Genomic DNA, 22968 nt, shown 5'->3' on the forward strand with positions numbered 1-22968 from the left:
AGTGAAAAGCCCCGTTGGAGAACGGGGCTTTTCTGTTGCCTTTCAGATACCGCCCGGTTAAACTATTTGATATATAAATACGATATTTTCGTAGTATTACGAAAATATCGTATATTCGACTTATGGAAAGATTAACGCAACCCGAAGAAGAAGCCATGCAAGTGCTGTGGCAGCTCAATGGCGGCTTCACGAAAGATGTACTGGATTTGCTGCCCGCGCCCAAGCCGCCCTACACCACGCTGGCCTCCACCATCCGTAACCTGGAGCGCAAGGGCTATCTGCGCAGCGAGAAGCTCGGCAACTCCTACCGATTTGCCCCCCAGATTGCCGCCGAGGAGTATCGTAAGCGCTTCATGAGTGCCTTTGTGAGTGAGTACTTCAAAAATTCCTACAAGGAAGTAGTGTCCTTTTTTGCCAAAGACGAGAAGATCAGCGCTGAGGAGCTGAAGGAGATTATCGGCATGATTGAGAACCGCCAAGACAAGGACTGATGACGGCGCTGCTTCTTTATCTGCTGAAGGCAAATGGGGCGCTGCTATTGTTCGCGGGCCTGTATTATGTGGGTTTGCGGCGGCTCACGTTTTATAGACTGAACCGGGCCTACCTGCTGTTTGCGCTGCTTTTTTCGGCCTTGTACCCCGCGCTGGATATAGCGGTCCTATTTGCCCCCCACAAGCGCCTAAGCGGTTCGTTGCTCACAATGGTGCCTAATTGGTCGGGTAATCTGGCTGCGCCAGCTGTGCCTCTGCTGGGCTGGTCCGACGCCTTGGTTGCCCTTTATTGGACGGGCGTAGCGCTGATGAGCTTGCGCCTGCTGGGCAGACTGTTCTCGCTCTATCACTTGCACCGAACAGCCGTGCCCCAAATGGTAAATGGCGTGCTGGTACGATGCCTGCCGGGGACCGGGAGCCCTTTTTCCTTTGGGTCAACTATTTACTTAAACCCTAAGCACTGCCCCGCAGCCGAGCAGCCCGCCATTCTACTGCACGAGCGGGTGCATGTGCGGCAGTGGCACACCCTGGATGTACTGTTGGCGCAGGTGGGCCAGGTGCTGTGCTGGTTCAATCCGGCGGCGTGGTGGCTGGGGCGGGCCGTGCAGGAGAACCTGGAATTCCTGACTGATGACGCGGTGCTACGCGCTGGCTTAGTGGCTTCAAAAGAATATCAATACATCTTACTCCGCCTCAGCGGCCTGGCATCGGGCGCCGCGCTGGCCAATCATTTCACGCTTCTCACCCTCAAAACCCGGATTACCATGATGAACAAACCTTCTTCGGCCCGCGTGCATTTGGCGCAATATGCGCTGGTGCTGCCGCTTGCGGCTACGTTGCTGTTAGCCTTTGCTCCATCGCGGGCCGGGCAGTCAGCTTCCTCCGGCCCAGCAACCGCGCAAGCCGATGGCGTGAAGTATTATCTGGATGGGCAGCCCACCGTGCAAGCCGCGGTGGAAAAGCTGAGTACTACCCCCGATGCCATCGCCAACGTGCGAGTGCTGAAAGGCGAAGCGGCCCAGGCGCTAACGAATGATGCTGCCGCAACCAGCGTAGTAGCAGTGACAACGAAGGTCAATGAGCGGCTGCCCGCCGTGCAAGCATTGGATGCTAAAATCAGCAGTTTGCTGCCGGAAGCAGATACCAAACCCGAGGAGAAGGCGGTTCCCATCAGCAATCTGCATCCGGAGGCGCTGGCTTATATCACACAGCGCTTTCCGGGGCATCGCCTGATCGAACTGCTTGAAATAAAGGAAGGTAGCACGAGCGTGGTGCGGTATAAAGCTGTAATTGCCCAGGGGCGGCGGCCCAAGTATGTTGTGTTTGACACCCAAGGCAAGGCGCTCGGGAGCTTCGATGCAGCCGGCAAACCACTGGCAGAGTAAGATGCCGCCACGGAATCGTTTTAACTAAAGCTTAAGATTCATTTACTCTCATTCTTATCTACTTCTCATCATGACAAAAAGAAAGAAAACCGTTGTTAGCCGTGTAGCCAAGTGCTTGTTCGTTAGCCCATTGGTAATTGCCGTGAGCTTAACTACAATTGCTCCCGCCGCATATGCAGCCGCGCCAACTGCCGTAGCGCAGAGCGCCGTAGGGTTGCCCGATGCCGTGCTCTATTATCTGAATGGGCAGAAAGCCAGTAAGTATACTATCGAAAATCTAGTGCCTGAGAGCATCGCCCACCTGAATGTGCTGAAGGGGCTCAGCGTGCAGCGAATACTAGGCGATGTGCCTGAGCAACAGGCCATTCTGGTTACGACCAAAGGCAATGAAAAAGCCGCGGCTGTCGTGGAGTTGAATAAAAAGCTGAATCGTAGCGTCGTTCTCGCTGATAAGTTGCTGCTTATAGATGATAAGGAAGTAACCCGCGCCGAATTTGAGCGCCTGCTGCCAAGCCAAATTCAGCAAATAACCGTTCTGTCGCCGGAGAAAGCGGTGGAAGCTTATGGGGAAAAAGGCAAAAACGGCTCGGCGCAGATAACGACGAAGTAGCCGCTTTAGCCAACCCCGGAACTGGCCCGCCGCGTAAACGGTGCTGTCACTCACCCGCCCGCCATGCCGCTCCACCGCCTTTTAGCCGATAAGCTCAGCAAGACGTACGAGCCATCTGCCACGATTGATGATGTGTTCAAAGGTCACGACGTCACCTTTGTAACCAACGAAAATGGCGAGCCCGTCACGCTGTTCATCGGCAAGCGCCGCCCCGATGGCGTGATCATCGGCGAGCGGTACAAGCGCACCATCAAGCGGACGCCGGGCAGCGCTCAGGTAGCATCCAGCCACTGGGACCTAAAAGGAAAATCGCACATCTAAAAAAGCCCCCCAAGATGTTTCTGGGGGCTTTTTCGTAAGAACGTCATGAGAGCAACGCGAAGCATCTGGCGTGCTGATGGTGGATTACTACTCCCACTACCGCGAGCGAGATGCTTCGCGTTGCTCTGCATTACCACCATTTTGAGTAAGGCTTTTGTTGAGAAATTATTGCCCTTTCCAACTGCCGAACTTGCCGGCGCGGTAATCCTGATACGCTTGCTGAATTTCGGCATCTGAGCTCATCACAAACGGGCCGGCCGCCACGATAGGCTCCTGAAACGGGGCGGCGTGGCCAAGCAGCAGCACTGCATCGGCGAGAGCTTCAATCTTTAATTCGTCGCCGTCGTAGTTGAACTCCAGCAGGCGGCGCGCTTCGGTTTGCTGGCCATTTACGCTCACTTTTCCGCGAATGGTGTAGAAGAAAATGGTGCGCTCGGTGGGAATAGTTAGCTCTAATCTGCCCCCCGCCTTCATTTCCACGGTGGCCAGTTGAATATCGGTGAGCGGCTGCATGGCCCCGGCCGTGTCGAACCAGTTGCCCGAAACAGCATTGATAACCACCCGGCCCTCATTCTGCACAAGCTCTGGGATATCGGCTTTTTGCAGACCGGTGTACTGGGGCTCCGTCATCTTGTGTCTAGCGGGCAGATTTACCCACAGCTGCAAAACCTCCAGGTCGCCGCCCGTGCGCTTGAAGGCGGGCGACGATACCTCGGCGTGAATCAGGCCGCTGCCAGCCGTCATCCATTGAATGCCACCAGCCTCAATCACGCTTTCGTGGCCGCCGGAATCCTGGTGCATAATGTCGCCGGCCAGAATAAACGTAACCGTCTCGAAGCCCCGGTGGGGGTGAGGACCGAAAGGCAAACCCCGGTTGTTGGGGCGGTACACCTGCGGGCCGTGGTGATTCAAAAACAGAAAAGGATCGAGGTGGTCGACCGATTGCGTGGGCAGGGCCCGGTAGGTAATCAGGTCGGCGATAGGGGCGCTAACGGCTTGGTGCTGCTGCTTGATGGTGCGCATAAGCTGGGGGGCAAATATCAGTTAGAGTTGCCGTCACTGAGGCGGTGGCTTTTGTGGAGGAATACCAGTTGGCCAGCCAGATAGTTTTCGGCGGGCTACCCAAGAGCTGAGCCAGCTGCACGACCAGCACGACGCCCGCGCCCCAAAAACGACGGTTTCACGCCTGAGCAGCGCTTTTTCCTGTCGTGGGGACCCAGCTGCGCCGCACCAACGTCCGGCCTAAAGCCCTGCGTCAGCAGCTGCTCCCCGACTCGCACTCACCGGGCCAGTACCGCACCATCGGCCCGCTCCTGAATATGCCCCAGTTCTACGAAGCGTCCGGCTGCAAGGAAGGCCAGAAAATGGTGTGCGTTGCAGCGGATAGGGCCAAGATATGGTAGCCGTTTTCAATGTTGTTTCTTGCCTAAAAAAGCCCTCCAGATATTGTCTGGGGGGCTTTTTTAAATTATCAGGCAGTAATGCTCTATCTGGTAGCCGCTCAGCGGAGCATCTCGCGTGCTGAATCTTGTCAGGCTGAGGCACGAAGCATCTCGCGTGTTTTGTTTGATTACTAATTCTATGACCGCGAACGAGATACTTTGCGCTGCGGACGCCAGATAGGGCATAACGTTCTACTGAGCAGCCCCCAAATCAATCAATAATGCGTCGCAACAGCTTACCTTCGTCGTTTAATACATAGCATTATGGCTTCTGAAAAGCTCGCCGATCTACTGCAAACCACTTACCGGCCCGACCTCAACCTGTTTGTCGGGCGCTGGGGTTACCAGCCGGCGCCGGAATTGCTGCCCCGCGCTTACGAGCACCTGACCCACAATGCGCTGGCTGCTGGCTGCCGCTACTGGCTGCAGGATATTCGGCGGCGCGCCTTCAACGACCCCGATATTACCCGCTGGTTGCTTACGGAGTTCTTCCCGCAAATGGCAGTCAAGCTGGGCGGGCGCCTGTATGTAGCTTACCTGACGGGGCCCACCCTGCTGGAGGCTATCAGCAACGGACCTGATTACGTATTACCCAGCGCCTACCAAGATAAGCCCTTCGTAATAGCCTTTTTCAGCAATGAAGGCGAAGCGATGCAGTGGCTTGCCCAGGAGCAAACCCGCGGGTTGCGGGCATGAGCCTGGAGTGCAGCCACCGGCTGGCAGCAGCGAAATAGGGCGTGCTAAGGTCGCTGGGGGCTTTTTTCTCGATGATTTGCTTTGCCACCTCTACCAGCGTCTTGCCCTGGTAAGTAGGTGAAGGCGCCAGCGGATACAGCGTTTGGCCCTTGCGGGCAATGAAACCCGCTTGCAGGCCCGCGTGCAAGGCGCCCGTAATATCCCAGCCGTGCGCCGCAACCAGAATAGCGCCGGCTGGGTCGGGGGCGCCGGCCTGGCGGGCTGCGGTGTGGTAAGTGCCCAGGTACGGCTTGTAGAGGCGCTGATCGTCCACGCTTAGGCCCTGCTCAAAATGCTGGATGATATCGGCGTAGCGCAGCTGCTCATCCAGCACACTGCGCGTAGAGTTGGTGAACGCCACCAATGAATAACCGGCTTTGGACAGCATTTTCAAGCCTTCAGGCACGTCTTTATGCGCCGGCAGCTCGGTCATAATCGCCAATAGCTTGTGCTTGTCGGCCGATTTCAAGGCTTTTTCCTGCAGCATAGCGGCCGTCATGTCCAGGGCCGCGTCGCCGATGGTGCGGAAGTCATGGTAATGATTGGTAACCGTATCTACCAAGGAATACTGGAGCAACAGCCCGAACCATTGGTGGAAGGCTGCCTTGTTGTTGAAGGCCTTGATGAGCGCATTTTTCAGCTTGCTCATATCCAGCAACGTTTCGTTTACGTCGAAGAGAATAACCTTAGAATTGCCGGTAGAACGGGGCTGCTGCATAAGTGAATAAGGACTGGCTAAAGGGACAAGTAAGCAAGAATACGTAGCAGACCAATTCACAGACCGCGCCTATCAAATTTTTCTGTGGGGCGGAGTAGCAGAACAGGACGTCTTACTTCTGCTTTCGCAGAAACGCCCGGGCGGTCCGAAAATACTGCTCCGGCACTTCCCAATAGGCCTTATGAGACGCATTTTCAAAAACTACCAGCTGCGAATTGGGGGTTTGCTTCTGGAAATAAGCTACCGTGGCGGGCGCGGCCTCATCGTAGCGCCCGCATAGGTAAAGCACTGGCAACGTGAGCTTTTTGAGGTCGTTGGCGCGGGAGTAGTTTTTCAGCGAGCCAGTAGCCTGCGCCTCATCGGGGCCCCACATCGTCTCGTACACCTGCGTCCCGAAGCCGGGGTTGGGCGGCATCGGGCCGTTGCGGAACAGGTGTTGCCGGTTATAAAGCGTCACAGCTTCTTTATAGGCCTGTTTGCTGGGCTCATCCGTGGCGGCATAGAGGCGTACGGCCCGCTGTTGGGCCGGCGGCAGCTGGGCAATGTAGCGCTCCGCATCCTGCACCCAGCGCTTGGTATCCAGTAGCGGGCTCGAAAGAATGACACTGACTACGCTGGGGGCTTTTTGGTGAGTAAATATTCCGCAGCCAGCGTGCCGCCCCAGGAGTGACCCAGCAAATGCAGCTTCGGGTAACTCAGCGCCGTCACTACCTGCTCCAATTCGATTACAAACCGCTCCATAGTCCATAGCTGCGGGTTGTCGGGCCTATCCGATTTGCCGCAGCCGAGCTGGTCATACAGAATAACCGGCCGCTCATCGGCCAGCGCCGCAAAGCCCTCGAAGCTGCTGCTACTTGAGCCCGGCCCGCCGTGCAGGAGCAATAAGGGAATACCCGGCTTGTCGGCTCCTATTACTTTGTACCAGATTTTGCCCCCCGGCACGTCGATATAGCCTTCTTTCATAGGTGGTTGGGCCTGCGCGGCAAACCCCAACACCCACAGAACGGTGGCTAATACCAGCTTGCAACGGGTCTGGAGCAAATGCTTCATATAGTTAAAGAATAGGGCGAAGGTAGCACCGGGCTAAACTTGCACAATGTTCGGCAGACGAGGCGGTAGCACCGCTTATTCGTACATGTCTCGTGGGTCGGCGGCGGCCAGCTCCACCAAAAACTGCCCGATGTTGGTCGTCACCGCTTCCAGAAACGCTTGCCCTTTTTCAGCCGTCGCCTCGGCGGGGTCGCCCACGCCCGTATCCGCCGACACCTTGCTCCACTCGCGCTGCGCCCACGCCCAGCCCTGCCGAAAAGCTTTGACTTTAAATTGCTTGGCAGCGCCGTCGCCGGCTTCGGCCAACGGGCGCACCAGCTGGGGGGCAATATGCAGCATAGCGCTGGTTTCCATCGCGTCGGCGTGGTCGCCGGGGGCGGTGAAAAACTGGCTGCGGTCGGCGGCCTTAAACCAGTTGAGTGTGCAGAGAAATACCTGCGGAAACTCGGCCTGCAGCTCGCGCAATATCTGCCGGAAGTCGTTGCCGCCGTGCCCGTTCAGTACCACCAGTTTCGGGATTCCCTGCCGGGCCAGCACCTGCACCATGTCGCGCAGAATGAGCAGCTGCGTGCTCGGGTTCAGGTTCATATCGAGCGTAATATCCAGCTGACCCGTGTTTACGCCGAATGGCACCGTGGGCAGCACCACCACTTTTGCCCCCCGGTCCCAGGCTTTGCGCGCCGCTTCGGCCGCCACATAGTCGCACTGGTAGTTGTCGGTGGCGTAGGGCAGGTGGTAGTTGTGCGCTTCAGTGGCGCCCCAGGGCAGCACGACTACGTCATAATTCGTGTCTTTGACTTGCTGCCAAGTGGTTTCGGCTAAGATGTAGGGGCGGGAAGTCATGGGAAGGAAAGTTGAGTAAAGAATATGATTTATTGTAAAGCCTGCCGCACCTCGTAGGCCGTTATTTGGTGTGGATAATTGGCGTAGTAAATATTATCCTCATTCAAGCGGTAGCCAGCGGCCAGAGCTTGCTGGGCGGCGTTCAAATATTGCTCTGTCAATTCGTTATTGCCCTGTGCGCGGTGCGTCAAAGCCAGATAATAGTTGGCTTCCGGGTGCTGCTCATACACTTGCAGACATTGCTTCAAGTAAGTTTTAGCCAACTCATATTGCTTCATTTCAAAGTATAAAACGCCGACGTAGAACAGCGTATTAAAATGAACACTGCGTTTGCCGTCCGCTCCTTTCTGAATTAAAATATCCTTTTTGAAATTAGCTTCGGCTTGCTCGTAGCGGCCTAGCTCCAGGTTACATAAGCCCTCGAAAAATGAGTGCGTATGATCCATTTCCAAGCCGTTGGGGGTCAGCTGCGCGGCTTGTTGAAAATCCAGGATAGCACCTTCGTAGTCCTTGGTAAAAATGCATTTGAGAAAACCGCGGTACGCTATCCATCGTTTTGGGTCCAGCGTTACTGCTTTGTCTTCCAAGGCAAACGCTTGCTCGTACTTGCCATCTTTTATGAGCGGCACAGCTTTCTGCTGATAGGCCCTGGCAATGTTGGGACAGATAGCAATCAGGCTGTCGCAGTATAAGGTCCAGTTGGGGTGCAAATAGCCGTATTTGTGCGCGCCGTTATCCAGATATCTGGTAATCAGGCTGTCCTGGTACTGCTGACTGGTGCACTTATCCACCGGCCCCTCGTATGCCCCCGATTGACAACTATTCAGGCGCGATATAATCAGCAGGCTAAGGAACAACAGCGACGACTTGCCCATCTTTTATTTTAAAGGTTAAATACGCGAAATAGTTAATTGGTTCGCCCGGAGTTTTGGCTGCCTGCCACTCTGTGAGGGTATTTAGGAAGCTATATAGCTCATTAACCAACTCTTTGCGAAAGTGAAATTTCTGGTAGTTGGCATCCGTCTGAAGCACCTGCACCCAGGGTTGCCGGCGGCCTATGCAGTCAATCACAAACCGAAACGTGATGTAGCCATTGCCCGCGTACACTTGGTTTTTCCGATGTAGAAACGCCCGTGTCTCCTTCAGCAGCGTCGCAGAACTACGGGGATATTTGCCATCCACGCTATAGTAGCGGGTGTAGCCCACCTTATCGCACACCGGGTGACGGGTAGTGGTAGTGTCCATGTATTCCCCGCTGGGAAGAACGAAGTTCTGACTTATGCCAGGCAAGCCAATAACCAGGAAAAGAGCGACCAGAAAATACTTCATGAATCAGCTATTGTATAAGTCTTGCAGTCAATTAGTTGTGCTAATAGCAAGCGGTGGGAGAGTAGCTTGCCAAGCGCGAAGCTCCTCCACGCTTTTTCCTTCCAGCGCCAGCAGCGCCTCATAGGGGTTGCCTTGCAGTTGGAGCAGCGTAGCAAAAGCAGGTTCCGTTTTCAAGCCTTGTTCCTTGAGTTGACGTACGGCCGCGCGCCACGTTTCGCCCCCGGCTTGCAGCACCAGGTCTTCCACCACCATATGCCGAAAAGCCTGCTGGCGCTCCGTAGGGCAATCCTGCCCAAAAACCTCTACTACAAAGTCCTGATACTGGAAGGAGCACACCACCGACGGGCTCTGGTTGAGTAGCTTTTGGGCTATTACAAACTCCGGCAAGTGCGCGTACTGCGCTTGGAGCAGCTGGGTGAAACGCGCCGTCTCCGCCGAATCTACGTCACACAGGATATCCAAATCGCTGCTGGCTATGTCGATGGCCAGGGGAATGGTGCCGGCCAGCGCCGGGTCGAAAGTACGCAGCGTGTTAAGTATGCCCAGGCTTTGCAGGGCGGCGTAGGCCAGTTGCTGGCGCGGACTGCCAGTAAGTAGATAGCGCGGGTCTTTCCAGTTTCTCATGCTGCCTGCAAGAAGAAACTTTTTAGCGAGTGTAGGAAGCAACTAAAGCCTCCTTAGTATATGGCTGGGCTAAGGTAATTTTTTCGGTATGCCAGATGAGGATAACCAATGGCTAAGCAACAATCGGGGGGCGTTTCACTAACTGGAAGCAGCAGGTTTACCGCCCCACGGAATACGTCTTGCGCTGCACGCCCACGCCCGTAATCTTCACTGATTTCCAGCCCGTAGGCAAAGTGCTTTTGGTTTGCGTAATGCCGTTAGGCGTAATGTTTAGCCCCCCAAAACCCATCAGCACGGCCTGCAAAACGCCCCCCGCGCCGGTGGCAAAGTAAGGATTAGTGCCGCCTTTGGTTTCGGCAATTACCCGGAAGGGTGGCAGCAGATTCGGCTCGTAGGCGTCTTTAAACCACAGCCGGGCCTTGTCGCTGTCGCCCAGGCGGGCGTAGAGCAGGGCGAAAATGGCCTGGGTCATGGCCGGTGTGCCTTCGTTGGGGACGCGGGTTTCGTAGTAGGCCAAATCTTTTTTGATTTGAGCCGGCGCGGTAATTACGTTCAGCGGGTAAGCCAGCAGATTCACGTCGCCCTGCTTGATGCCTTCGCCCTTGTAGGTGGCGTGCTCCTGGGTGGTGCCGTCGGCCATTTTCAGAATTGGGATATTCTGGGCCACGTGCAGCCAATCGGGGTTAGCGCGCAGGCCGAGCAGCTTGGCGGCGGCCGTAGCGTTGCGCAGATTCACTTGGGCGGCGGCGTTGGTGAAGGCGTCGTTGTCCACGTTTTCGGCCCATTCATCGGCGGCCACCACGTTCTTGATGTCGTAGTGACCGGGGCCGTTGCGCTCCACCCGACTTGCCCAGAAGTCGGCGGTGGCCGAGAGCATGGGGTAGCCCTTTTCGCGCAGCCATTCCTTGTCTTGGGTTACGCAGTAGTACTGCCAGGCGGCCAACGCCACGCAGCCCGAAATATGGTGCTCAAACGGCCCGCTCAAGGCCCAGACCGGTGTTTCCTCCACGCCCGTATCGGCGCTTTCCCAGGGATACATGGCGCCCTGGTAACCATGGGCAAAGGCATTGCGCCGGGCCGGTTCCAACCGCCGGAAGCGGTACTCTATCAAGGACTTAGCGATTTCGGGGTGCATTACGGCCAGCACCGGGAACATCCACACGTCGGTATCCCAGAAAACGTGGCCGTTATAGCCCAGCCCCGACAAGCCCATCGGTGAGGGCGACAAGTCGGTGCCGGCCCGTGAGAAGCTGTACAGGTGGTAGAGCATACTGCGCACGTCCTGCTGGGCCTGGGCATCGCCCTCAATCTGTATATCGCTCTTCCACAGCTCGTTCCAGGCCTTGGCATGAAAATCCAACAGGCGCTCTTTGCCTTCGAGGCGGGCAAAGATGGTCAGGCGCTCGGCCTCATTCAGCGGATCGTCGTGGTGGGCGGAGGTGATGGATGAGCCGGCTACGGCGTAGTTATAGGTTTGCCCGGCGCTCAGCTTTTTGCTGAATTTCATCAGGTGCATATTGTTGTCCCACATCTCATGAATAACCCGCGGCTCCTGCCCGTGCGCTTCCCCGAACAAAAAGCTATTGGAGGCACAGAGCAGCAGCTTGCCCGTGGGACTTTTGGCCGAGGAAGTAAGCAGGCTCAGCGTGACGTGGGGCCGGTCAATCTCGTTGTAGTAGTTCTGGGCATCACGCAGGGCATCCGGGGTCTCCATCACGCTGGCGGCGGTCAGGGCCACGTCTTTTTTGGCCGTCACCGTTACGTCCGCCAGCACCGTGAAGGGCAGGTGGCGCAGGGCATAGTGGGTGTAGGTGATGGTGGCTTTGTCCTGGTAGTCGAAGCTGGTGGTGAGGGCGGCGCGGCGCATATCCAGCTCCTGGCGGAAGTTGGTCGCGTCCTGGGCCGACAGCCGGCGGCCGTCCACTTCCAGGTACATATTCAGCAGGTTGAAGCTGTTGAGAAAGTTGCTCACCCGGCCCCGGCCGTACTGGTCGTAGGCCCCAGCCAGCACCACGTTTTTGACCTGAAACGGCGCGGGCGAGGACACGATGCCAATCATGCCGTTGGCCACCGTCACGCCGTAGTAGTTGCTCGGGTCAATCTGGCTGGCGGCGATGCGCCAAGGGTCGGGCTGGGCCAGGGCGGGGGGCAAAAAAGTCAGGCAAAGCAGCACCAAGGCGCATACACCGACTGGCAACCGCTGGGGGGCTTTTTTTGAGCGTTGGGGGGCAAATTTTGGCATTTGAAAAGGGGGAGGGACGGGAAGAAAGGGAAACTGGTCGGCCATAGCCTGGCTTAGCAGTCCAAAGCTCAGCGCAACGGCACGACCACGGCCTGCCAAGGCAGCAGCGCCAGGGTCGCGGCCGGGGTGAAGGTGGGATAGTTGTTAAGCCAGGGCTGCCCATTCAGCTTTAGATTGGCTGGCATAGCCCAAGTGCGCTTATCGGCGGAAAAGTTGAGCACTACTAGCACCTTTTCTGGTCCCAGGGTGCGGGTGTAGGCGTAAATGTGGGGGTTGGCCGCGTCCAGCAGCTGATACTGGCCATACACCAGCACTTTATGCGAGCGGCGAGCAGCGGCGGCCCGGCGGAAATAATGAAGAGTGGAATTGGGGTCCTTTTCCTCAGCCGCTACATTTATTTGTTGGTAGTTAGGGTTAATCTTCAGCCAGGGCTTGCCGGTAGTGAAGCCTGCGTTAGCCGTGGCGTCCCACTGAAACGGTGTGCGGCCGTTGTCGCGGGCCGTGATTTTCTGCGCCGCCAGAAACTGCGGCAAGTCCTCGCCGGCTGCTTTCAGCTGCGCGTACAGATTGCGGGTTTCGATGTCCTGATAGTCCTCGATTTTGTCGAAGCGGATGTTGGTCATGCCTAGCTCGTCGCCGCCGTAGTAGTAAGGCGTGCCGCGCATGGTAAGCAGAAAGGTAGTCAGCAGCTTGGAGGAGGCCGTGCGAAACTCAGGCCGGTCGTCGCCCCAGCGCGTGACCATGCGGGGCTGGTCGTGGTTGCCTAGATAGATGGTACCCCAGCCTTTTTCCGCGAAAATTTTGTCCCACTTCGTGTAGATATCCTTGAACTCCAGTAGGCTGTAAGGACCGGGGGCGCGCATCCGAAACTTGCTGCCCGCTACCAGGCCCACGCCCATGCCCTCGAAGTGATAAAGCATATTCAGCTCGCGGCGGGCGGGGTCCACGTAGTCCAGCGCGTCGGCTTGCGTGACGCCCGCGCCCTCGGCTACGCTCATCACGTTGTACTTGCTGAGCACCTCGCGGTTCATCTCATGCAAGTACTCATGCCGGTACGGGCCCTGGGCGTAGTAGCGGCCGAAGTCGACGTGGTACTTGGCCGGCACGGGCGGGAAGGTCGTGTCCTTGGAAATGAAGGGAATCACGTCCATGCGAAAGCCGTCGATGCCCTTGTCGAACCAGAAGCGCATCATGCTGTAAATCTCCTGGCGCAGCTTGGGGTTTTCCCAGTTCAGATCGGGCTGCTTGCGGGAGAAGTAGTGCAGGTAATAGGCCTTGGTGGCAGCGTCGTAGGCCCAGGCGTCGCCTTTCACGTCGAAGAAGCTGACGCGCTTGTTGGGCACGCCTTTTTCTTCGGGCCACCAGTGATAATAGTCGCGGTAGGGGCTGGTACGCGCGCTTTTCGACTGCTTAAACCATTCGTGCTCGTCACTGCTGTGGTTCACTACCAGGTCCAGCACCACCTTCAGCCCGCGCTGGTGCATGCCTTTGAGCAGCTCATCAAAGTCCTGCATGGTGCCAAAATCCCGCATGATGGCCCGGTAGTCGGAGATGTCGTAGCCGTTGTCGTCGTTGGGCGAGGCGTAAATCGGGTTCAGCCAGATAACGTTCACTCCCAGGCTCTTAATATAGTCGAGCCGGGAAATAAGGCCGCGCAAATCGCCTACTCCGTCTCCGTTGCTGTCTTGGTAGCTGCGCGGATACACTTGGTACACGATGGCCTCTTTCCACCACGTCTGGTCTTGCTTTTGGGCCATTACTGGAGCTGGGGGCTTTTTTCTTGCCGCCGGCCTGTGCCCAGCCGCTGCTCGGGTAAGTCAGGAGCAGCGCCGCGGCTACTAAGGCCAAGATAGTTTTCATGAATATCAGTTAAGGCGCGGACTTTATAGAAGCAAAAGCAGACCGCTGATTGCTGCTGAATAGTAGTAACCAACGGCCTGCTTATGGGCTGACGAATGCTAATGGGGGGCTAATATCCCGGATTCTGGGTGATGTTAGAGTTCACATCCACCTGAGTCTGCGGAACGGGATAAATCAGGTACTTCGGGGCGCTCACGGGCTTATCCTTGCGGGCCTGCAGGAACTTGCCGAACCGAATCATGTCCTGCCGCCGCCACGACTCGCTGTACAGCTCCCGGCCCCGCTCGTCGAGCAGCACGTCGAGGCTGAGCGAGGGTAGAGCGCCGGCAGTGCGCGAGGGGTGGGTCCGCAAGGAGTTAACGATGGCCAGCGGCGTAGCCCCAAAACCTCCGGCGTTGGTGGGCGTGCCGCCCCGCAGGATAGCCTCGGCCTTCATCAGCAGCACATCGGCCAGCCGAAAGGTCACGTGGTCATTTTCAGCACCATTGCCCCCTCTGGCCTCGCTTATGTAGTCGACGGGGTATTTTATGGGCCGAATGCCCTTGGTTTCGAGGTCGGCGCCGGTCTCAAACAGGTTGATTTCCTTGGTGAAAACCAGTGGCGCGCCGCTTCGCGTGGTGAGTGGGGCATCAGTGATAAGGTTATACTGCTGGCCAATGAGAAAGCCGACATTGATGCGCCGACCCGGGTTAGCGGGGCCGCCGGCTACGTCGTAAGCTATACCCCGGCGCTTGTCGGTGGGCCCAAACAGGTCATATGACTCGGCCGTAGCGGCCGGGCCGTTGTAGCCGTCCACGGGCCGCATGTTGTAGTGCGAGACGAATTTCCATAAGTCGCGCGTGGGGCCGCTGTTGCCGAAGGTATTGGCCTGGGTGAAGATGTTCTCCCGGCCAATCGCCGAGTTATTGGGCGCGAAGTTGTCGAAGTAGTTGTCCGTGAAGGAGTATCTGCCGCTGTTGATTATTTCATCGGCCAGTTTAATGACCTGGTTCATATCAGCCGCGGCGAAGGTCGGGGCCGCGCGGTTGGCATACACGCCCTTGTTGAGGTAGCACTTCATCAGCAGCACCCTGGCCGCGTCTTTGGTGGCGCGGCTGACGGGGGCGTCGGGCAGGCTGGCCTGAATGGCGTTCAGCTCACTTACAATGTAGTCGAGGGCCTCTGTCCCCTTGCGCACCCGCGCCAGCTCGCTCAGGTTCTCGCCTGGCTCCCGATAGAGCACCTGGTCGTAGAGGTCGAGCACCAGGAACATCGCCCAGGCACGCAGAAACCGGGACTCAGCCGCCTGTTGAGTGGTAGGCTCGAAGCGCAGCAGGTCGGTGGAGGCGTAGATGATGCCGTTGAGCTGGGTGTAGGTTTCGCGCACCCGCTCGTTATTGGCATCCCAGGTATGGTTGTAGAGCTGCCGCCACTTGCCGTTGTCGTCCCAGTCGGGTCCGCGGGTGGGCATGACGCGGGCATCGGTAGACACTTCCTGGAGGGCAAACACGCTTACGTGGCCCTGAATGGGGTCGCGCTGGGCATTATAGACGCCCTGAAGCAGCGACGTAAGCTCGCCGCGCCGAACCTGGTCCTCCGTAAGCTGTCCCTCCAGCGTTTCGTCAAGCTCACAGCCGGTGGCCACCTGTAGCAAAGCCAGAACGGCAGCCGCACAGGCAATCTTGGAGTATCTCATAATGAAAAGAAATTAGAGGTTACAGATTGAAATTAACGCCGAACGTGAAGGTGCGGGCGCTGGGGTAAGGCAGGTAGTCAATCCCGATAGAGGGCACCTGGTTGGCCCCGCGCTTCACGGTGTTGACTTCCGGGTCAAACCCATCGTAGTCAGTAAGTACGAACAGATTCTGACCCGTGATATACACGCGGGCACCCTTCACGAAACTGCCCACATCGCCAAAGGAGTAGGCGAGCGTCAGGTTAGACATTTTCAAATAATCGCCCTTTTCCAGGTAACGCGTAGTGGCCGCCGACGGGTTACCGGTTGCTTCCTTGATAGGGTTTTCAAACGTGGAGACGGCAATATTTTTACCCGCTCCTATCTGGCCCACGTTACCCACCGCGTTGAGCGTGTTGTTATAGATGTATTGGCCGAATACACCTGTCATGTTCGCAACAAGGGATAATTTGCCGTAGCGGGCGTTGGCGCTCAGGCCCAGCAGCGTGCGGGGATTAGGACTGCCTGCATAAGCTATTGCCCCGAACTCGTTGGACAGGCCATTTTCGTTGAGGCCATTGTACTGAGGCAGGAAGAAGGCATTAATAGGGCGTCCGTTGGTGATGAGCTGCGACAATGCCCCTGACAGGCCTTGCCCGTTAATGGCTCCGGTCGGAATGGCGGCTCCTACCAGGTCCGACACTTCGTTGCGAATGAAGGTAGCGTTGACGTTGAGGCCTACTTCTACTTGCTCGTTGCTTACCAGCGTGGTTCCCAGGGCCATCTCCACGCCTTTGTTTACAATCTTAGCGTCGAGGTTGTCCCAGCGAATGGCCGCGACGGATGGCCGGGGCTCTCCGGGGGTAGTCGGAAACAAGATGTCGGTAGTCGTTTTGTTGAAGTAATCAGCCGAGAAGGTGAGGCGGTTGTTGAAGGCCCCGATATCAATGCCCACGTTGAACTGGGCATCTGCCTGCCACTTCAAATCATCATTCGCATCATTGAGCGGCGACTGGGCGCCATTGTTATCGAGGGTGTAGCGAAACTGGGCCGCGCCGGCCGGGAACTCCTGGTTGCCCGTGAGCCCGTAGCCGGCCCGCAGCTTGAGCTGGGTGAGCTGCTCGGCTGGAAAGAAAGCCTCCTGGCTCAGGTCCCAGGCCGCGGCAAACGAGGGAAAGTAGCCCACCCGGTTGTTGGGGCCGAACTTAGTGCTCTCATCCCGGCGCAGCGTACCGGTCAGTACATAGCGGTTCTTAAAATTGAGAGTGGCCCGGCCAAAAACCGATTGCAGCTCCGACGATGGGTCAAAGAAGGAGGACACCAGGCGGTTGCCGGCGGCCGAATACTGAATGTAGTTAGTATAATCGAGGCCGAAGTTCCCAAAGCCCCCTTCATCGCGATTACCAAATGCATTCACGTTGGAGCCTGAATTACTAAACTTCGTGTATTCGTAACCCAGCAGGGCGTTCAGGTTCAGATCGGTGGCTACCGGCTTGTTGAAGGTAAGCGTGTGAACGATTTGCTGGGTCGTCAGCTCGTTGTTGCTGATGGCAGCAAAGCCCTGCCCTTCAATGCCGGGATAGTTTATCAGGCGCTGATCAATGGACGTGCGCCGCTCGCCGCTGTTGTAGTTTACGCTCATCAACAGCCGGTATTCGAGCCAGCTGGTGAACTTATACGACGGCGCAATACTAGCCAGAATGGTGTTTACCCGCGAGTCGTCGTTGTAAAGCTCCTGGGCTGCCAGGGGGTTCACCACGTCGCCGGCCTGAATGAAGAGTGAGCCGTCGGGGTTGCGCAGAGACTGGGTAGGGTTCCACTGCAAGGCCTGCCCGATGAGGCTGCCCCGGAAGCCGGCGTCGGTCGTAATGTTGGCCAGCTCTTCGCGGAACTGGCTGGTCGCGATGTTCACATCGACGCCCAGCTTCTTGCTTTCCAGAAATTGCAGGTTGGTGGAGAGGTTGGCGCTGTACTTCTTAAAGCCGGTTTTGCGCACTATGCCATCCTGATCAAGGTAGCCCAGAGAGAGGCGGTAGCGGCCGGTTTCACCGCCCCCGCTCATGGCCACGTTGTAGTTTTGCAGGTAGCCGGTGCGCAGAATCTCATCCAGCGCGTCCACGTCGCTGCCCTTGTCGTTGGCCGCTGGCACCCCGTAGTAGGTTATGGCCTCCCGATACTGGCCGGCGTCGAGGAACTCGGGCTGGCGCAGCAGGGTCGAGAAGCCGGTGGCGGCACCTACGCTGAGGGTTGGAGCGCCGGTATTGCCTTTTTTGGTGGTGATAAGCACCACGCCGTAAGCGGCCCTGGAGCCGTAGATGGCTGTGGCCGAGGCATCCTTGAGCACCGTGAAGGTCTCGATGTCATCGGGATTAAGGAAGTTGAGTGGGTTGCTGTCGGCTCCGCTGCCCACGTCGGCTGAGGCCACCAGGCCGGGCCGGGCCGTGCGGCCATCAAGCGGTACGCCATCCACCACGTACAGGGGCTGGCCGGTGCCGGTTACCGCCGAGTTTCCCCGAATGCGGATGGTAGACGGTCCGCCGGGCTGGCCGCTGTTGTTGCTCACCTGCACGCCCGATACGCGGCCCTGAAGCAATTGGTCGGGCGAGGTGAAGGTGCCTTTGTTAAAGTCCTTCTCGCCAATGACCGCCACGGCACCAGTCAGATCCTGTTTCCGCGTCGTACCGTAACCGGTTACTACCACCTCATTCAGTTGCTGGGCATCTTCCCTCATCGTTACCTGCACCGAAGACTTGCCCGCAATATCAACCTGCTGCGCGGTGAAGCCGATAGAGGAAAAAGATAGAGTCGTCGTCGCCTCGGGCACCGTTAGCTCGAAAGTGCCATCGGCCCCGGTGCTGGTGCCGGTAGTAGTGCCCGGAATAATGACCGTAACGCCGGGCAGGCTGGAAGCATTGGCGTCTGTCACCTTGCCGGAGATTGTCCGGGTGGCCTGGGCCTGACTCAGGAGCGGAAAAAGCAGGAGTAGAATGCCTGACGTCAGCACCCGTAGCCACGTGGGCAGGCTTCTGCCAGTCAGAAGGCCTTCTGCTGGCTCATCCAATTTGTACCGTTTGTACCAGTTGTTGTCCATGAGTGAAAAAGTGAAATGGTGAGAATCTTAAATCATCCAGTCTCGGGCTTACCTACCGCAACCGTTTCTGTAAGAAATGCCGCGGTAGCTACTGCTTGACTAAATGGAACTGAGTAAAGAGAATGTGCTAAAATGTTCGGGACTTAGACAGGTGTATTTGTGAACTCGTCCGTCAACCCCTGGGGGGCTTTTTTGGGCAGACGCAACCCCTGCTGATTTATTAGAAACTAATCAACTTTCAAAGCACTGAAATTCGACAGCGTAAACTCTAACTAATTAAAGAAAAGACGCTTATTAAGCTGCCTCAGTCAACGCGCTTAGTGGGGCTGCCTATGGGTAGGTGAGCACCGACCCTGGGCGGCTCCCCGCGCTACAGGGGAGGTATGAGAGAAACAATGGCAGAAAAAATCGATTGCGCGAGAAACAGGAAAAAGTGTAAAATCGAGGAATCCATGACTAAGGCACCGTTGGTCTACTCAGGTCGGTCAGGCGAAGCGTGGTCAGTTGGGCCGGGCCGCCCTCAGCGGTCAGGGTAATGCGGCCGGCGTGCTGCCGGGGAAAAACCAGGTCCGTCAGGGTCGTTTCGCCGTTCTGGGCAAACACTTCTACCACCGACTTATCTACCAGCATGCGCAAATGCAGCTCCCCGTTTTGTAGAGGTACTTTGGCCGTTTCGAGGGTAGCGGCGAACAAGGGGTTGAAGCCCACGTTGCCGGACTGGGTACGGTCGAGGGTCAGGGTCTGCTGGGCCACGTCGTAGCGCAGGGCCGTGCGCTCGGTCTGGCTCTGAAGCACGTTGAGGGTAACCACCTTCGCCGCGCCGGGCTTCACTGTCAGCTCCAAATCGTACGATTCGCCCCGGAAAGGCACCTCATAGCCAGTCGCACCGGGCTTCAAGGGCTGATTTTTCACGTTCACGGCTTCCTTACCCAGCGTGCGCAGCTCGGACACGGGCTGCTGCACCAGCGTGAGGCCGGCAGCTGTTCGGCGCAGGCTCAACTCGCGGGGCACGGCGAAGGAGCCGCGCCACTCGGTGCCGGTGGGCACGTCGCGGGCGTAGGCCCAGTTGTTGGTCCAGCCCACCAGAATGCGCCGGTCGTTGGGGGCGTTATTAAAGGTGACACCGGCGAAGAAGTCCTTACCATAGTCAATATAAGCTGGCTCGTCGTAGGCTTGGTCGGGCATAAATTTCTTGCCGTCGAACTGTCCCAGAAAGTACTGCTGCCCCCGAAACTGCTCGGTGGGGTTGCCGGAGGAAATCAGCAGCACCCATTTGGTGCCGCCACCCGGCACGGGTAGCTCAAACAAGTCGGGGCATTCCCACTCCCGCACGGTATCTCCGGCCCGGCCCCAGCGGCTCAGAAAGGTCCAGCTTTTCAGGTCCTTTGATTCGTAGAGGTACACCAGCTGCTGGTCGGCCTTTACGGTGGCCATTACCCACTTCTGCTGGGGTGCGTACCAGAACACCTTGGGGTCGCGAAACTCCTTGCTGCCGATGTCAAGTACGGGGTTGCCGGCGTAGCGCTGCCAGGTTCGGCCCCCGTCCTGGCTGGTGGCCAGGTTCTGGTGCTGGGCCACCGTTATGCCGCCCCGCTCTACGTGACCCGTATAAAAGGCTACCAAATTATCTGCTTTAGCGGCTGGAAACAGCTTTGATGTATTGTCTTTATCAATTACGGCGCTGCCCGAGAATATCATAGTATTGCTACCATCGGCCCCCTTGTACTCCGTCAGGGCTACGGGCAGATGGGTCCAGCGCAGCAAATCGGGGCTAGCGGCGTGGCCCCAGCTCAGGTGGCCGGGGTTGGCGCTGAAGGGGTTGTATTGGTAGAAAAGCTGATACTGCCCATTACTGTAAACCAATCCATTCGCGTCGTTAATCCAGTTTTTAGGCGCTGTGAAGTGATACACTGGCCGATAAGGGTCAGTGACGGGCACCTGCGCCAAACCAGGAAGAGCGCTAAGCAGGACGAAAGCGAATAGAAACGTTCTTTTCATGCAGGTGGGGGGCTTTTTTGGGCGGATAAGGGGCAAACAAGTGGTAATCAGGCGGCGGCAACCATGGCCCGGATCTGGGCTTCGGAGATGGCGGGCGTCGCGCCCCGGCAGGTGGCTACCAGCGAGCCGGCCGCGCAGGCAAAGGCCAGGTAGTCAGATGGGGGCTGTCCGGCCAGCCAGCCCCGCAGCAAGGCCGCCAGAAACGCGTCGCCGCTGCCGATGGTGTCCTGCACCCGCACCGCAATGCCGGGGCTGCGGTAAAGCTGGTTTTCCACCCACAGCGCGGCCCCTTCGGCACCCTTCGTGACGCACACGGCTTGCAGCTGAAAGCGCTCGGCCAGCCAGCGCAGGGCCGTCGCTTCGTCGGGGCTAACACCAAACCAGTCTGCTATTTCGGCTAGCTCGTGGTGGTTGAGCTTTACCATGTCCGCTTGCTGGAGCAGGTAAGTAACCACGTCGCGGGAGTAGTGCGGGGGCCGCAGGTTCACGTCGAATACCTTAAACGGGGCCTGTTGCAGCAGCCGGTACAGAGTTTCGCGGGCGGGCGGGTGGCGGGCGGCCAGACTACCAAAAACAAAAGCTTCAGCAGTTTCGGCTAGTTGGCTTAACCCGGCATCGTAGCGGATGTAGTCCCAGGCCACGGGCTTCACTATCTGGTAGGTCACCTCCTGACTGTCGCTCACGTTGGCTTTCACCACCCCGGTCAGGTGGGTTTCGCCACGCTGCACGTAGCGCGTGCTGATACCTTTGGTTTCGACGAAAGCCAGCAGCTCAGCCCCCAAATCGTCGTGGCCTACCCGGCTGATTAGTTGCGCGTCCAAGCCGAAATTATGCAGGTGCACCGCTACGTTGAGGGGCGCGCCACCAGGCTGCTTGCCCGTCGGCAGCACATCCCAGAGCATTTCTCCAAAGCAGGCGATTGGCATGAGTAAATGAGTTGTTTTAGGTCTGGTTGATTTGGAAAAGAACGTCATGCTAAGCGCAGCGCAGGGGAGTCGAAGCATCTCTCCCGCTTCGTTGCAGCGAATCGAAAGCACTCACCGTAGAATTTTACTCTCGTGGTAGAGATGCTTCGACTTCCCTGCGCTGCGCTCAGCATCACGTTCTCTTACACTCCATTATCATTAGTGCATAACCAGCGTTTTCTCCATTTGCTCCAGACTGCGGCCTTTGGTTTCGGGCATAAAGCGCCACACGAAAATCAATTGCAGCACCATCATGGCGCAGAAAAAGGCGAAGGTGTGGCCGCCGCCCAGCTTTTCGGCGAAGTAAGGGAAGGTGAAGGCAATGACGGTGGCCATCACCCAGTGCGTGGACGAGCCCAGGGCCTGACCTTTGGCCCGCACGGTGTTGGGGAAAATCTCGGAGATAAACACCCAGATAACGGCCCCCTGCGAGAAAGCGAAAAAGGCGATGTAGACGAAGAGCAAGACCGGCACCAGCATGCCCCCAAACTGCTGGGTGTAGAAGGCTCGCGCCACCAGGCCCAGCGTCGCAATCAGGCCAAATGAGCCGACGAGCATGAGGAAGCGGCGACCAAACCGGTCGATGACGTTGACGCCTAGCAGAGTAAAGATGAAGTTGACCAGCCCGATGCCGGCCGACGAGAGCAGAGCCGTGTCCTGACCCAGCCCGGTCATCTCAAAAATGCGCGGGGCATAGTAGATGATGGCGTTGATGCCCGATACCTGGTTGAAAAAGGCAAAAGCTACGGCCAGCAGCACTGGCGTGCGGTACTGCATTGCCCAAAGCGACTCGTTTTGCTGCGCCGCGTGGTTTTGGGAGGTCAGAATGGCGGCTACGTCGTCGTCCACTGTAGCGGGGCTGATGACGCGCAGCACCTCGCGGCCGGCGTCTAAGTGACCGTGGAGCAGCAGCCAGCGGGGGCTTTCGGGCACTCGAAACAGGAACATCAGAAAGGCGATGGAGGGCACGGCCTGTACGCCCAGCATCAGCCGCCAGGAGTGCTCGCCCGCGTTGGCCAACAGGTAATTAGAGAGATAGGCGATGAGAATACCCAGGACGATGTTGAACTGAAACAAGCCCACCAGCTTGCCCCTGGAACGGGCCGGCGAAATCTCTGAGATGTAGAGCGGGGCCGTCACGGAGGAAGCGCCCACGCCCAGCCCGCCCAGAAACCGGAACACCATAAACGACACCCAGCCCGGTGCCACCGCCGCCCCCACCGCCGATACTAAATAGAGTACGGCAATCCAGCGCAGGGTTTGGCGACGACCCAGCTTGTCGGAGGGAATACCACCAAAAATGGCCCCCAGCACCGTCCCGATGAGGGCAATTGAAATCGTGAAGCCGTGCTCGAAAGCTGAGAGCTGCCAAAGTTGCTGAATGGCTTTTTCGGCCCCCGAGATGACGGCCGTATCAAACCCGAATAAAAAGCCCCCCAGGGCCGTAACGATGGACCAGAAAAGTACTTTGCGTTGGAGCATGAGAAGCGCTACTGAGACGTTTTCCCAAAGCTGAGCTTATTCATGGCTACTGACTTGCTGCTTTCTTTCAAATAGTTATACGATTCCTACAAGTTTCTTATTATGTGTTAAGCGCCTGTTAACCAATT

At 57.4% G+C, this 22968-nt stretch carries 21 protein-coding genes; 6 read left to right on the forward strand and 15 right to left on the reverse strand.

What is annotated here, in order from left to right; all coding sequences use genetic code 11:
* Positions 1-122: 122 nt before the first annotated feature.
* The 4 genes from MKZ35_RS17390 to MKZ35_RS17405 all read left to right on the forward strand — a co-directional run bounded on the left by MKZ35_RS17390 (position 123) and on the right by MKZ35_RS17405 (position 2807).
* On the forward strand, positions 123-491 hold the full coding sequence (locus MKZ35_RS17390; protein ID WP_482514456.1) for a BlaI/MecI/CopY family transcriptional regulator: 369 nt from the start codon (positions 123-125) through the stop codon (positions 489-491).
* Positions 491-1876, forward strand: a complete 1386-nt coding sequence (locus MKZ35_RS17395; protein ID WP_482514457.1) for a M56 family metallopeptidase — start codon at positions 491-493, stop codon at positions 1874-1876. Before MKZ35_RS17390 ends, MKZ35_RS17395 begins: the two co-directional genes overlap by 1 nt.
* Positions 1877-1946: 70 nt before the next feature.
* Entirely contained in the window at positions 1947-2486 is a 540-nt protein-coding gene (locus tag MKZ35_RS17400) for a hypothetical protein (protein WP_482514458.1), read from the forward strand.
* A gap of 63 nt (positions 2487-2549) precedes the next feature.
* Positions 2550-2807, forward strand: a complete 258-nt coding sequence (locus MKZ35_RS17405; RefSeq protein ID WP_482514459.1) for a hypothetical protein — start codon at positions 2550-2552, stop codon at positions 2805-2807.
* Positions 2808-2972: 165 nt separating this feature from the next.
* Here the strand turns inward: MKZ35_RS17405 and MKZ35_RS17410 are convergent, their stop codons facing one another.
* On the reverse strand, positions 2973-3830 hold the full coding sequence (locus tag MKZ35_RS17410) for a pirin family protein (RefSeq protein WP_482514460.1): 858 nt from the start codon (positions 3828-3830) through the stop codon (positions 2973-2975).
* A gap of 185 nt (positions 3831-4015) precedes the next feature.
* Between MKZ35_RS17410 and MKZ35_RS17415 the strand changes: the two genes are divergently transcribed.
* Both MKZ35_RS17415 and MKZ35_RS17420 read left to right on the forward strand, forming a co-directional pair.
* Positions 4016-4210 (forward strand): M13-type metalloendopeptidase, encoded by a 195-nt coding sequence (locus MKZ35_RS17415; RefSeq protein ID WP_482514461.1) that lies wholly within the window; start codon positions 4016-4018, stop codon positions 4208-4210.
* Between the two features lie 303 nt (positions 4211-4513).
* Complete coding sequence (locus MKZ35_RS17420) at positions 4514-4945, forward strand: hypothetical protein (RefSeq protein ID WP_482514462.1); 432 nt, start codon at positions 4514-4516, stop codon at positions 4943-4945.
* Here MKZ35_RS17420 and MKZ35_RS17425 read toward each other — a convergent pair.
* From MKZ35_RS17425 to MKZ35_RS17490, 14 genes are all read right to left on the reverse strand, one after another.
* Positions 4881-5702, reverse strand: coding sequence for a haloacid dehalogenase type II (locus tag MKZ35_RS17425; protein WP_482514463.1), 822 nt, complete (start codon positions 5700-5702; stop codon positions 4881-4883). The two genes, MKZ35_RS17420 and MKZ35_RS17425, sit on opposite strands and share 65 nt — an antisense overlap.
* A gap of 112 nt (positions 5703-5814) precedes the next feature.
* On the reverse strand, positions 5815-6267 hold the full coding sequence (locus MKZ35_RS17430) for an alpha/beta hydrolase (RefSeq protein WP_482514464.1): 453 nt from the start codon (positions 6265-6267) through the stop codon (positions 5815-5817).
* Between the two features lie 44 nt (positions 6268-6311).
* Positions 6312-6752 (reverse strand): alpha/beta fold hydrolase, encoded by a 441-nt coding sequence (locus tag MKZ35_RS17435; protein WP_482514465.1) that lies wholly within the window; start codon positions 6750-6752, stop codon positions 6312-6314.
* A gap of 75 nt (positions 6753-6827) precedes the next feature.
* The gene (locus MKZ35_RS17440; RefSeq protein WP_482514466.1) at positions 6828-7595 is read right to left on the reverse strand and encodes a creatininase family protein; all 768 of its coding nucleotides are present in this window, start codon (positions 7593-7595) and stop codon (positions 6828-6830) included.
* 29 nt (positions 7596-7624) lie between these two features.
* Complete coding sequence (locus MKZ35_RS17445) at positions 7625-8470, reverse strand: tetratricopeptide repeat protein (RefSeq protein ID WP_482514467.1); 846 nt, start codon at positions 8468-8470, stop codon at positions 7625-7627.
* Positions 8442-8924, reverse strand: coding sequence for a hypothetical protein (locus MKZ35_RS17450; RefSeq protein WP_482514468.1), 483 nt, complete (start codon positions 8922-8924; stop codon positions 8442-8444). Before MKZ35_RS17450 ends, MKZ35_RS17445 begins: the two co-directional genes overlap by 29 nt.
* Positions 8925-8951: 27 nt before the next feature.
* Positions 8952-9548, reverse strand: coding sequence for a DUF4269 domain-containing protein (locus MKZ35_RS17455; protein ID WP_482514469.1), 597 nt, complete (start codon positions 9546-9548; stop codon positions 8952-8954).
* A gap of 157 nt (positions 9549-9705) precedes the next feature.
* Positions 9706-11790: a kojibiose hydrolase gene (locus MKZ35_RS17460; RefSeq protein WP_482514470.1), complete on the reverse strand. Its 2085-nt coding sequence runs from the start codon at positions 11788-11790 to the stop codon at positions 9706-9708.
* Positions 11791-11858: 68 nt separating this feature from the next.
* Entirely contained in the window at positions 11859-13547 is a 1689-nt protein-coding gene (locus MKZ35_RS17465) for a glycoside hydrolase family 13 protein (protein ID WP_482514471.1), read from the reverse strand.
* 212 nt (positions 13548-13759) lie between these two features.
* On the reverse strand, positions 13760-15325 hold the full coding sequence (locus tag MKZ35_RS17470; RefSeq protein WP_482514472.1) for a RagB/SusD family nutrient uptake outer membrane protein: 1566 nt from the start codon (positions 15323-15325) through the stop codon (positions 13760-13762).
* A 19-nt stretch (positions 15326-15344) separates the two neighbouring features.
* Positions 15345-18395 (reverse strand): SusC/RagA family TonB-linked outer membrane protein, encoded by a 3051-nt coding sequence (locus MKZ35_RS17475; RefSeq protein ID WP_482514473.1) that lies wholly within the window; start codon positions 18393-18395, stop codon positions 15345-15347.
* A 456-nt stretch (positions 18396-18851) separates the two neighbouring features.
* Positions 18852-20393 (reverse strand): glycoside hydrolase family 32 protein, encoded by a 1542-nt coding sequence (locus MKZ35_RS17480; protein WP_482514474.1) that lies wholly within the window; start codon positions 20391-20393, stop codon positions 18852-18854.
* A gap of 47 nt (positions 20394-20440) precedes the next feature.
* Positions 20441-21319 carry a carbohydrate kinase family protein gene (locus tag MKZ35_RS17485; RefSeq protein WP_482514475.1) on the reverse strand — a complete coding sequence of 293 codons (879 nt, stop codon included), beginning with the start codon at positions 21317-21319 and terminating at the stop codon, positions 20441-20443.
* A gap of 198 nt (positions 21320-21517) precedes the next feature.
* Complete coding sequence (locus MKZ35_RS17490; protein ID WP_482514476.1) at positions 21518-22840, reverse strand: sugar porter family MFS transporter; 1323 nt, start codon at positions 22838-22840, stop codon at positions 21518-21520.
* Between the last annotated feature and the right edge of the window lie 128 nt (positions 22841-22968).

The sequence above is a fragment of the Hymenobacter sp. R533113 genome, assembly GCF_056835965.1.